This is a genomic window from Muricoccus vinaceus, from assembly GCF_042433125.1.
GTDB lineage: Bacteria > Pseudomonadota > Alphaproteobacteria > Acetobacterales > Acetobacteraceae > Roseomonas > Roseomonas vinacea.
In genome coordinates, this window is the sequence record NZ_JBHLVZ010000041.1 from 43,957 (window position 1) to 55,356 (window position 11,400).

Sequence of the window (11,400 nt, forward strand, 5' to 3'; positions counted from 1 at the left end):
TTGGTGGCGGCCTACATCGCCAAGCGGCTCGCAGCGATCCTGCTAGTGCTCCTGGCGGTGTCGGCGCTGATCTTCTGGATCACCCAGATCCTGCCGGGCAACGTCGCCTATTCCATCCTCGGGCAGTTCGCGACGCCGGATCAGATCACGGCGGTGGAGGCGAAGCTCGGCCTCGACCGGCCGATCATCGTGCAGTACGGCGACTGGATCGGAGGCGTGCTGCAGGGTGACTTCGGCCGCTCCATGCTCATGGACCGACCAGTGGCCCCGCTGGTTATCAATGCCATGGGAAACTCCATCCAGCTCGCCGTTATCTCCATGGCGCTCGTGACCGTCATCGGTATCTGGTCCGGCGTCTGGTCAGCCCTGCGCTACGGGCGGCTGGGCGACCGGGTGGTATCCTCCCTCAACTTCATCTCGCTCGCCATCCCCGAGTTCTTCTGGGCCATCGTGTCTCTTATGATCTTCGCGGGGCTGCTGCGCTGGCTTCCCGCCACCGGCTACACCTCCATCAGCGAGGGTGTGGGCCCCTGGGCCTCGCACCTGGTTCTTCCGGTGGTCACCCTAGTCGCCGGCCTTGTGCCCCATGTCTCGCGCCTTACGCGATCGAGCATGGTGGAAACGATGCAGGCGCAATACGTGGTCGCCGCCCGGGCCAAGGGCCTCACCGAATCCCGCATCGTGTGGCATCACGCGCTGCGCAACGCCCTGCTGCCGACGATCACCATCCTTGCCATCGATGTGGGCGTTCTGATGGGCGGGATCGTGGTGGTGGAGACGGTGTTCTCCTACCCCGGCCTTGGCCGCCTGCTGATCTTTGCCGTGGAGCAGAAGGACATCCCGGTCATCCAGGCCGGCGTCCTCGTCATCACCGCGATCTACGCCTTCGCCAATCTAGGCGCCGACATTCTTTACAGCCTCCTCAATCCCAGGATCCGATACCATGGCGCGGCTGAATAGGGGCGGCAGGCTGCCGACCTCGCTTCTCGTCGGCGGCGGGCTTTTCGCCCTGCTGGTCGCCATGGTTGTCGCGGCACCCTGGGTTGCGCCCTATCCCTACGACGAGATGGACATCATGGCGATCAAGGAGGCACCTTCGCTTGCCCACTGGTTCGGCACAGACGAGTTCGGGCGGGACGTCCTAAGCCGTCTCCTGATCGGAGGGCGCACCTCTCTCTTTCTCGGCGCCGCGGCCACTGCGGTCAGCCTTTTCATCGGCATCCCGCTTGGCCTCCTCGCCGGCTACCTGCGCGGCGTCGTGGACGAGGCGCTGATGCGGATCATCGACGTGCTGATGTCCGTCCCGCCAATCCTGATGGGACTGCTCATCCTATCTGCAACGCGTCCGAGCGTCTGGAAGACGGCCATCGCAGTCGGCATCATCTACGTGCCCGTCATGACGCGCCTCGTCCGCAGCGTGGCGCTCGACCTGTCGCGCGAGGAGTTCGTGCTCGCCGCCCAGGGCCGCGGCGAGCGCCTGCCCTGGATTCTGCTGCGCGAGATCCTGCCCAATGCTTGGCCTTCCATCATCGTAGAGGCCTCGCTGCGGATGACCTTCGCCGTCATGCTCGCTGCCGCCCTCTCCTTCCTCGGCCTCGGGGTGCAGCCGCCCAGTTCCGACTGGGGGCTGATGATCTCGGAAGCCCGGCCCTTCATCGACAGCGCGCCCTGGATCGTCCTCGGGCCTGGCCTCGCTCTCTGCGTGACGGTGGTTGCCATTAATCTCATGGGCGACGGACTGCGGAACCTGCTCGATCCCCGAATGCGGGGCCGCGCATGACGGCGCTGCTGGAGATCGACGACCTCGCAATCGCCTACGGCACCGGGCGCGGCCCGATGCAGGCGGTCGAGGGCTTCTCTGCCCGGCTGGAACGCGGCCGTACCCTCGGCATCGTCGGCGAGTCCGGATCAGGAAAGAGCACGGTGGCCCTTGCCCTGATGGGCCTCCTCCCGGCGGGCGCCAGGGTCACCGCCGGCTCCATACGTCTGGCGGGCGAGGAGCTAACGACGATGCCTCTGGAGGAGCGCCGCCTCACGCGAGGCCGGCGCATGGGCATGGTGTTCCAGGACCCCTTCCTCTCTCTTAACCCAGGGCTGACCGTCGGCGCGCAGGTATCGGAACCGCTGACCGTGCATCGCGGCCTGGACGCTGGCTCCGCCATGGCGGAGGCAGCGCGCCTGCTGGACAGCGTCGGGATTGGGCGCGCGGTGGAGGTCGCCACCTCCTACCCACACCAGCTTTCCGGCGGCATGCGGCAGCGCGCGATGATCGCCACCGCCCTGGCCTGCGACCCTGAGCTGCTGGTGCTGGACGAGCCGACAACCGCGCTGGACGTGACGATCGAGGCCCAAATCCTCGACCTCCTCCATGGCTTGCAGAAGGATCGGGGCGTGGCGATGGTCTTCATCAGCCACAACCTCGGTGTCATTCAGCGCGTGGCGCATGAGGTCGCTGTTCTCTACGCCGGACGGGTCATCGAGCAAGGCTCGGCGGAGGCGATCCTCTCCGCTCCGCAGCATCCCTACACCGCCGGCCTGCTGGGATCGCTGCCGACGCTCGACCATCGCGGCCACCGCCTGACGCCAATTCCCGGCGGCCTTCCAGACCCGTTCCAGCCGATGCAAGGCTGCAACTTCGCCCCGCGCTGCCGCTATCGCGAGGAGGCTTGCGTGTCGGAGCGGCAGGTGATGCGTCCCCTGGCGCCAGACCACCTTGTCCGCTGCTGCCGCGCTCCGCTGGAGGACCCGGCCCCGACCGCGCCGGAGCCGGCGCGCGCTCGCTGGGCGGCGGCCGACGGGGCAGGTCCCGTGGTAGAGATACGGGAGGTCAGCAAGACCTTCTCCCGCGGGGGCTGGGCGGCGGGCCTCTTCGGCCGTGCGTCGGTTCAGGGGCTGCGGGCGCTGGACGGCGTCTCCCTTCGGATCGAACCTGGCGAGATCGTGGGGCTCGTCGGTGAATCCGGCTCCGGCAAGTCCACCCTCGGCCGCTGTGTCATCCGCCTCGTCCAGCCCGATGCGGGCAAAATCGCTGTGCAGGGGCAGGACGTGCTACGCGCCTCCGGCGGGGCGCTGCGGCGCACTCTGCTGGCGACGCAGATGATCTTCCAGAACCCGAGCTCCTCGCTCAACCCGCGCCACACCGTCGCGCAGGCGATCGGCCGTCCGGTTCGCCTCTCCGGCTGGAAGGAGACGCCCGTTGCAGCCCGGGTGGCGCAACTGCTGGAACTCGTCCGCCTGCCCGCCGCCTATGCGGATCGCTACCCGCACCAGCTCAGTGGCGGCGAGCGCCAGCGCGTCGGCATCGCGCGCGCGTTGGCCACTCGCCCGAGCGTGCTGCTCTGCGACGAGGCGGTCTCGGCGCTCGACGTCTCGGTCCAGGCCTCCATCGTGAACCTGCTGGCCGATCTGCGGGACGAGCTGGGCGTGGCCATCCTCTTCATCTCGCACGACCTCTCCGTCGTGGCGCATCTGGCGGATCGCGTCGCCGTTCTCTATCGCGGGCGCCTCGTTGAGGAAGGGCCGACGGAGGACATCTTGCGCGCGCCGAACCACCCCTACACGGAGGCGTTGCTCTCGGCCGCGCCCCTGCTCCGCACCGGGGCTCGCATTCGCCTGCGGGGCGAAATCGACACCGGGGCGCCGATGCCTGGCTGCTGCTTCACCGGCCGCTGCCACCGCCGGATCGACGAGCGCTGTGATACCGTGCCGCCGCCCCTGCGCCAGGCCGCCACGGATCACAAGATTCTGTGCCACATCCCGGTCGAGGCGCTGGCCGCGCGATGAGCGCCGCGGAGGCAATCGCACGGCTCTGTCCCGCGGAGCCGCTGGGCCAGCGCGCCTATGCCGAGATCGAGGGGATGATCGTCACCGGCGCGCTCGAGCCCGGGGCCATCATCGGGCAGAAGGCCCTGGCCGCCATGCTCGGGCTCGGTCTGACCCCGGTGCGGGAGGCGATGCTGCGGCTGGAGGCCTATGGGCTGGTCGAGGTCGTGCCACGAAGCGGCTTCCGCATCTCCGAGGCCGATTTCGCGCAGCAGTTCCTGCTACTGGAGGCGCGGCGGGAGCTTGAGCGCGGCCTGGCCCGCGCCGCCGCCCTCCGAGCCCGCCCGGAGGAGCGTCGCCGGATGCGCGAGGTCGGGGAGGCCCATATCGCGGCAGCCCGGACCGGCGACCGGCATGCCGTCGCGCACTGCGACCGCGAGTACAAAGAGCTTCTCGTCCAGGCGGCGCGGAACCCCTATCTTGCCCGCGCCATCGTCCCAATTCACGCCCTGTCCCGCCGCTTCTACTTCACCTATGCTGGTGCGGTGCTGCCCGAGGTGGCGCAGGCCTGCGCTGCTGTGGTCTTCGCGGCCGCTGAGGGGGAGGCGCAGGCGGCAGCCGAGGCCTCGGATGCGCTGATGGACCTCATTGAGGCCTTCAGCCAGGCCTCCCTAGGACGCCGCCCGTGAGGCTGCCACACACGCTGGTGGAGGGTGTCCTTCGGCGGGACAACCCGACCATCCCCGGCCCGCTGGTGATCGACCTCCCGCAGAGCGGCACACACTACCCGCCGGACTTCGACGCGGTCGCGCCTTTGCGCGCCCTGCAGGGCAACGTGTCCCTTCACGTGGATGCGCTCTATGCCGATGCTGTCGAGGCTGGCGCTTCCGTACTGACCGCAATCTTCGCCAACAGCGTCATTGAACCGAACCGCGCCGAGAACGACATCGACGAGAACCTGCTGGATGCGCCCTGGCCTGGCGGTGCGAGGCCGGGGCCGAAGGTCGGGCTGGGCATCGGGCTGGTCGCCGCCTTCGGCCGGGGGCGCACCCCCATCTACGATCGCAAGCTAACCGTCGCGGAAGTCCAGGCGCGGATCGAGCGTTACCATCGCCCCTACCACGCCGAGCTCGCCCGCATGATCGACGAGGCGCATGACCGCTTCGGGCGAGCCTACCACCTCAATTGCCACCGCATGGGGCCGGTCGGCACGCCCATGTCACCCGATCCTGGAGAGATCCGCGCCGATTTCTGCATCGGCGATCGAGACGGCACGAGCAGCGCCCCTGACTTCCGGGACCGAGTCGCCTCCGCCCTTTTGCGTCTGGGCTACACGGTCGCGATCAACCGGCCCTTTAAGGGACAGGAGATTTTACGGCGCCACGGCGATCCCGGCAGGGGCCGCCACAGCCTACAGATCGAAATCAATAGCCGGCTCTACCTAGAGGCGGACGGCGTCACGCGCTCTGCCCAGTTCGACACCGTGCGCGGGCACTTGCGAAAAATAGTGGGGGATGTCGTGGCATTCGCCCGAGGCGCGGCGGTCGCATGAAGGACGGCACCGGCATCGGAGCGTCCGTCCGGCGCCGCGAGGACCGCCGCTTCCTTACTGGGCGCGGGCGCTACGTGGCGGACCTGGAGCGACCGGGCATGCTGCACGCGTGCTTCCACCGCTCACCCCACGCCCATGCGCGGCTTCTGGAGCTGGACCTTGCCCCGGCCCTCGCCATGCCCGGCGTCGTCGCGGTCTTTGACGGGGCCGCACTGCAGGCGGACGGCATCCTGAGCATTCCAACCGGCTGGAAGGTCACAGGCACCGATGGACGCCCTATGGCAGAGCCGCCCCACCCACCGTTGGTGCTCGATCGGGCCCGGCACGTCGGGGAGCCGGTAGCGGTGGTGATTGCGCGCGACGCCCGGCAGGCCCGCGACGCCGCCGAGAGGTTGAATCCGGTGTGGGAGATCCTTCCCGCGGTCACAGACAGCGCGGCCGCCCTGGCGCCCAGCGCCCCACCCCTGTTCGACGACGTACCCGGAAATCTTTGCTGCGATTGGTCCATCGGCGATGCGGCGTCCGTGGAGGCTGCCTTCGCCCGCGCCCAACACGTCACGCGCCTGTCCCTTGTCAACAATCGGCTCGTCCCTCATCCCATGGAGCCGCGCGCCGCCCTGGCGGAGCACGATCCCGGCACCGGCCAGACGATCCTTCACACTACGAGCCAGAACCCGCACACCGTCCGCTCCACCTTGGCCAATTTCGTGCTGCGAATGCCGGAGAGCCTTCTTCGCGTCATTTCCCCGGATGTCGGCGGTGGCTTCGGCACGAAGATCTTCCTCTATCCCGAGGAGACGGTGCTCACCTGGGCCGCGCGGCGCCTGGGCACAGCGGTCCGCTGGGTGGGCGATCGGTCCGAAGCCTTCCTTACCGACGTCCAGGGACGGGACCACCGCACAGTTGCGGAGCTCGCGCTCGACGAGGATGGCCGCTTCATCGGACTGCGTGTGGACACGCTGGCAAATCTCGGTGCCTACCTCTCGGGCGCGGGGGCGGGGATCCCAACTTACTACTACGCACCGCTGCTGGCAGGCGTGTATCGCACGCCCGCCATTCACTGCCGCGTGCGCCTAGCCTTCACCAACACCGTGCAGGTGGACGCCTATCGCGGTGCTGGCCGGCCGGAGGCGACCTATGTCCTGGAACGGCTCGTGGATCAGGCAGCGCGAGAAACCGGACGGGACCGGGTCGCGCTGCGCCGCCTTAACTTCATCCGCCCCGAGGATTTTCCATACTGCACGCCACTCGGGTTGGAATACGACATAGGCGACCACGGCGCCTGCTTGGACGCAGCCCTGGCAGCGAGTGGTTTCGACGGCTTTGAGGAGAGGCGGCGCGAGGCGGCCGCACGAGGGAAGCTGCGAGGCCTGGGGCTCTCGACCTACGTCGAGATTGCCGGCGCGACGCCATCTCGAGTGGCGGGGCAACAGGGAGCCAGGGGTGGGCGCGCGGAGTCCGCTCAGGTGCGGGTGCATCCGGGCGGCGACGTAACAGTGTTCAGCGGCGCCCACAGCCATGGGCAGGGGCACGAGACCGTCTTCGCCCAGATCGTGTCGGAGAGGCTGGGAGTGTCGATCGATCACGTCCAGGTCGTGCAGGGCGACACGGCTCAGGTGCCGTTTGGGCGAGGCACTGCGGCTTCGCGCTCGCTCGTCGTCGGTGGATCCGCGATCCTGCGGGCCTTGGAGAAGGTCGTCACGAAGGGGCGGCACATCGCCGCGCATCTTATGGAGGCATCAGAGGCGGATCTGGTATTTGAGGAGGGCCGCTTCGCCGTTGCCGGGACCGATCGCGCCATCTCGTTCCAGGAGGTGGCCCGCGCTGCCTACACCCTGCACGACTATCCCGCTGAGCTTGAGCCCGGATTGGACGAGACGGCGTTCTACGAGCCTGCGAACTGGACCTTTCCCAGTGGCTGCCACATCGCCGAGGTCGAGGTTGATCCGGAAGTGGGCGAGGTAGCCCTCGTCGCGGTTACGGCGGTCGATGATGTCGGGAACGTCATCAATCCAATGATCGTAGATGGCCAGATCCATGGCGGGCTAGCGCAGGGCATAGGGCAGGCGCTTCTGGAAGAGCTCTCATTCGACAAGGCCGGGCAGCCTCTCGCAGCTTCGCTGCAGGACTACTGCCTCCCGCGGGCCGGTGACGTGCCCTCCTATACAGTTGTCATGTGCCCGACTTCTTCGCCCGGCAATGCCTTCGGAGCCAAGGGATGTGCAGAGGTTGGGTCAGTTGGATTGCCGCCCGCGATCATCAACGCCGTTCTCGACGCCCTCTGTCCTTTGGGAGTTACCGCCATCGAAATGCCGGTTACGTCGCAGAAGGTTTGGCAGGCCATCAACAAAGCTTTTCTGCCTGGGTAAAGCAGCGCCTGAGAAGCAGTGATCAGCCGTATCCGAGCGGGGCGGACAAACTCCATCGTCCCAGAGAATGTTTGCGCCCAGTTCCTCTCGCTGCTCCAACTTTCCAGCAGACAACTTTTCTCTGGCAGGTTGGAATCGCGTCTCTCCGTGCGTTCCGGCTGCATTTTCCGCACATAGCTTGATGTTTCGAGAGCGGAACGAGCGCCGTTTTCTCTCTCCGGAGAGGTAGTTGTCTCCGAAGCTTGGGACTTAGGCGATTTAGTCTACAAGGTTTAGCGCCTTGTAATCACTACATCTTTGATCGACGTTCCCTCTCAGGGTTGGTGTTGCTGTCGCCCAGGCGATGGCAGTTCCAGCATCAGTGGGCGCTTCACCCCCGAGCTCTCGTGGCGCCAGCTGCACGCCTACCACAGCGAGGTTGCTTCGTTCTCTACGTCCTTCCCCGTCGCATTTACGGGGTACTTCCACGACCAACCTCCCTCCCCTTCCGCCCGCCGGCCGTGCCCCTCAGGGCGGCAAGAGCGCCGCTGAGGGTAAGCCGAATGCCAAGGACGCGCGGGCTGACGGCGGCCGCAACGACAGCAGCACGCAGGGCGGCGTGAGCGTGGCTACTCAGAGCAACCGCAAAACTGGCGATCGCTAAGGGTCAGGTCCTTTCCGACCTGCTCTGATCGTCCTCAGATCGGTGTTCAGAGTTTCGCACGCCACCCGAGCTGCCGCTCCCCGCTCGGCTGAGTGACGCGTCGAGAAATGGACTAAGCCGCAGGTTGAACAACGGGGCGGCTAACGGCTGCCGCCGCGACCTCCTTGGTTTCCGGCATGGCCACCCAGAACAGGGCGGCTCCGAGGGCTGCGACCGCCGCCAAGGCGAGGAAGGTCACGTCATAGCCGGCGTGAACCACCAGCTGGCCGGCCACTGCCAAGCTGACAACGCCGCCGATACCCTGCACCGTACCCACAACGCCTTGGGCAGCTGCGAAATGCCCGGTACCGCGTGTCAGGTCAGCCACGACGACCGGAAAGAGTGCACCCATGAGCCCTGCGCCGACGCCGTCCAGCAGCTGGACGCCGATCAGCCAAGCGGTGTTGTCGGACAGGGTGTAGAGCGCCCCACGCAGTGCCAGTGCAATGAAGGCTGCCAGGATGAGCGGCTTACGTCCCCAAGCATCCGCGCGTACTCCGGCTAGCGCCGCTGTAGGCACCATCACCAACTGCGCTGCGATGGCGGAGGCCGCTGTAAGGGCAATCCCCTGACCGAGATTTTGCTGTGCGAGCTTCTGTGAGACCAACATGAGCATGGACCCGTTGGCGAGGTGGAACAGGGCGCCACAGGCGGCGAAGACTAGCAGCGGCCGGGATTGTAGCAGTACCCGCCAAGCAGAGGGTCTAGCCCCAAGCACCGCCTCGCCGGGCAGCAACCCCCGAGCGACGTCGTGGTCGATCGCGCGCGCCGGAACCGCCGCGGCTGCTGCCAAGGTGGCCACCAAGGTGAAGGCCATGGACCAGAACAGGACCTTGCTGCCGAACAGGGGTGCCGTCAGCAAAATTGCCACGCTGACCGCCCCATCTCCCAGGTGGAACAGAGACTCATTCCTGCCTGCACGCCGCGCGAAGCGCCCCGGACCGACCACCCCTAGCGAGATGGCGGCAAGCGTTGGCCCGATGGTGACGCCAGCCAGCGCGCCAACCAAGCCGGCTACGGCAACCGACCAGAACTGCGGTGCGAGCGGGACCGCGAGGCAGGTCACGGTGACGACGAGGGCTGCGCAGGCAATCAGGGCACGCTTCGCCCGTACGGCATCCACAAGCGCACCCATTGGTGCCTGGGAGACCAGCCCGGTCAGGCCACCAATGGCGATGGCCGCGCCGATGCTCCCCGCGTCCCATCCGTGCTCCGTCATCAGGTAAACGCCGAGGAATGCACCGAGCCCATACCGGGCATCGGAGACAAAGAAGCTCAACGCGTCCAGGGCGCGTTCGGCGCGCCGCTCCTGTTGCATGTGTTGCCTCTCGGAGCAGAGTTCCGCCAAGCTAACCGGCCTGACATTCCTGCGTTTCAAAGCCAGCGGTGCGGAGGAGCAGAAAGCAAAAGCGCCACTGGCGGCAAGGCCAATCCGAAGGATTGCTCGTGCGGGTGGTGGCAAAGGCAACCAGGGCGGTGTGAGCAAGGTCACTCAAAGCAACCACAAGACATGCAATCGCTGAGGCAAACCGCGCCAAGCTTGTTCAAGACCCCCTGCATCGCCCATTCTCTGCGGCCCGAGAACCCTTTGCCTGAGGCACAGGCATGCCAGTCATTCACAAGCTCGACGGCCTGATCGCTTGGACCCGAGGCCCCGAATGGCGCGAGGTCATGGCCGAAACCCTCGTCCGGCATGTCGACAAGGCCTGCGCCGGCGCCGATCTGGAGATTGGGGATCTCTCAGACATCCTCGACGATGCAGCCCAGGGGGTGATCTGGGGTGCAGCCTTCGAGGATCTGCTCTCCTCCGATCTGCCGGACGGACGCAACCTGGCCGATGAGTACCTCAAGCGCCGTGGCTGGAAGGAACCCGTCGCCACCCAGGAGTATATCGCCGCGCTCCGGCAATCGGTGATCAGCCTCTACGAGGTCAGCGACGTGGTCCCGGGCGAGGCCATGGTGCTGCGCGATCTCGTCCGCCCCGCCGAGCCTGTCCGCGTGCTGGAGAAGTCCGGCACTCGCAGCCTGCGCCAGTGGGACAGGGTCGCCACACGGGTGATCCCACAGCGGAGCGGCACCGTCATTAGCGGCACCCTGCTCCCGTTCGACCAGGACACGAGCGAGCAGCTGCTGGCCTCGCTACGCCGGGTCCGGAGCAAGGCTGGAGGCTTGGTGGCGAAGGTCGCAAAGGAGATCGGGCGGACCGTGTCAGCGGAACGGGCCAACGCGGCGCTGACCCCTGATCTGCTGCTCGGCCGCACGGCTTTTGCCTTCACCAACCTCTGGCTTGCCGCTGCACTACGGGCTGAGTTCGACGACACCCCGCCTGAGGTGACGAACAGCGACGGTGACTCGCTGGAGTTCGTCACCCTGCACTTTCCGCTGCGGCCTGGCGTGGCGCTGGCTACCGTGCGCGCTGCTCTGGATGGCATCCGGGCCCTGGACCGCGCCGGTCCGAGCTTCTGGAATTGGCTCGCCTCCCCCGCCAAGCCGCCGAAGCGGGTCGCGCGAAAGCCGGACGGGGTGCAGTTGATCACCACGATGGAGGGCGGCGCGGTCGTGCTCGGCACTGTCGAGATCTCTGGCCGGAAGGTGGTCCTCTCGGTGAACTCCGAGCCTCGGGCGGAGCGTGGCCGCGCGCTCCTGGAGCCCGAGTTGCACGGCTTGGTCCGGCCGCCGCTGGTCGAGCGGCAGGAGTTGGAGCAAGTACTGGCCGAGCACAGGGCGAGTGGCGAGCAGCCCCCTTCCCTGGACCTACCGCCTGAGGAAGTACGAGCCATTCTTCAGCAGCAGCTGGAGGAGCACTATCGGCAGATTCTTGACCAACCCATCCCAGCACTGGGCAACGTCTCGCCGCGCCGAGCTGCGCGCACAGCCAAGGGGCGGGAGAAGGTGGTGAACTGGCTCAAGACGCTGGAGAACCACTCATCCAAGCGCCCCGCCGGCGACCCTATTGGCGAGTACGACTTTGCCTGGATGTGGCAGGAGCTCGGCGTTGCCGAACTGCGGGAGTGAGCGACCGGCGAACGCCTCAG

At 67.0% G+C, this 11,400-nt stretch carries 8 protein-coding genes; 7 read left to right on the plus strand and 1 reads right to left on the minus strand.

Annotated elements, in window-relative coordinates:
* Window positions 1–3: 3 nt before the first annotated feature.
* Genes ACFFIC_RS15020 through ACFFIC_RS15045 form a run of 6 tightly spaced genes read left to right on the plus strand, consistent with a single transcriptional unit; the run spans window position 4 to window position 7,683 of the window.
* Entirely contained in the window at window positions 4–960 is a 957-nt protein-coding gene (locus ACFFIC_RS15020) for an ABC transporter permease (RefSeq protein WP_377051714.1), read from the plus strand.
* Window positions 944–1,780 (plus strand): ABC transporter permease, encoded by an 837-nt coding sequence (locus ACFFIC_RS15025; RefSeq protein ID WP_377051716.1) that lies wholly within the window; start codon window positions 944–946, stop codon window positions 1,778–1,780. Before ACFFIC_RS15020 ends, ACFFIC_RS15025 begins: the two co-directional genes overlap by 17 nt.
* Window positions 1,777–3,783, plus strand: coding sequence for a dipeptide ABC transporter ATP-binding protein (locus ACFFIC_RS15030; RefSeq protein ID WP_377051718.1), 2,007 nt, complete (start codon window positions 1,777–1,779; stop codon window positions 3,781–3,783). The genes ACFFIC_RS15025 and ACFFIC_RS15030 overlap by 4 nt, the downstream gene beginning before the upstream one ends.
* Window positions 3,780–4,451, plus strand: a complete 672-nt coding sequence (locus tag ACFFIC_RS15035; protein WP_377051720.1) for a GntR family transcriptional regulator — start codon at window positions 3,780–3,782, stop codon at window positions 4,449–4,451. Before ACFFIC_RS15030 ends, ACFFIC_RS15035 begins: the two co-directional genes overlap by 4 nt.
* Window positions 4,448–5,314 carry an N-formylglutamate amidohydrolase gene (locus ACFFIC_RS15040; protein ID WP_377051722.1) on the plus strand — a complete coding sequence of 289 codons (867 nt, stop codon included), beginning with the start codon at window positions 4,448–4,450 and terminating at the stop codon, window positions 5,312–5,314. The genes ACFFIC_RS15035 and ACFFIC_RS15040 overlap by 4 nt, the downstream gene beginning before the upstream one ends.
* A complete protein-coding gene (locus ACFFIC_RS15045) occupies window positions 5,311–7,683 on the plus strand; it encodes a xanthine dehydrogenase family protein molybdopterin-binding subunit (RefSeq protein WP_377051724.1) in 2,373 nt (790 codons plus the stop codon). Before ACFFIC_RS15040 ends, ACFFIC_RS15045 begins: the two co-directional genes overlap by 4 nt.
* Before the next feature lie 755 nt (window positions 7,684–8,438).
* On the opposite strand, the gene ACFFIC_RS15050 is transcribed toward ACFFIC_RS15045, so the two are convergent.
* The gene (locus ACFFIC_RS15050) at window positions 8,439–9,683 is read right to left on the minus strand and encodes an MFS transporter (protein WP_377051726.1); all 1,245 of its coding nucleotides are present in this window, start codon (window positions 9,681–9,683) and stop codon (window positions 8,439–8,441) included.
* A gap of 287 nt (window positions 9,684–9,970) precedes the next feature.
* Here ACFFIC_RS15050 and ACFFIC_RS15055 point away from each other — a divergent pair, with 287 nt between their 5' ends.
* On the plus strand, window positions 9,971–11,380 hold the full coding sequence (locus ACFFIC_RS15055; RefSeq protein ID WP_377051728.1) for a hypothetical protein: 1,410 nt from the start codon (window positions 9,971–9,973) through the stop codon (window positions 11,378–11,380).
* Window positions 11,381–11,400: the final 20 nt, after the last annotated feature.

What these genes read in the sequence shown, in the direction of transcription:
- ACFFIC_RS15025 (WP_377051716.1), top strand. Translation starts at nt 944, where the DNA reads ATGGCGCGGCTGAATAGGGGCGGCAGGCTGCCGACCTCGCTTCTCGTC.
- ACFFIC_RS15030 (WP_377051718.1), top strand. Translation starts at nt 1,777, where the DNA reads ATGACGGCGCTGCTGGAGATCGACGACCTCGCAATCGCCTACGGCACC.
- ACFFIC_RS15035 (WP_377051720.1), top strand. Translation starts at nt 3,780, where the DNA reads ATGAGCGCCGCGGAGGCAATCGCACGGCTCTGTCCCGCGGAGCCGCTG.
- ACFFIC_RS15045 (WP_377051724.1), top strand. Translation starts at nt 5,311, where the DNA reads ATGAAGGACGGCACCGGCATCGGAGCGTCCGTCCGGCGCCGCGAGGAC.
- ACFFIC_RS15050 (WP_377051726.1), bottom strand. Translation starts at nt 9,683, where the DNA reads ATGCAACAGGAGCGGCGCGCCGAACGCGCCCTGGACGCGTTGAGCTTC.
- ACFFIC_RS15055 (WP_377051728.1), top strand. Translation starts at nt 9,971, where the DNA reads ATGCCAGTCATTCACAAGCTCGACGGCCTGATCGCTTGGACCCGAGGC.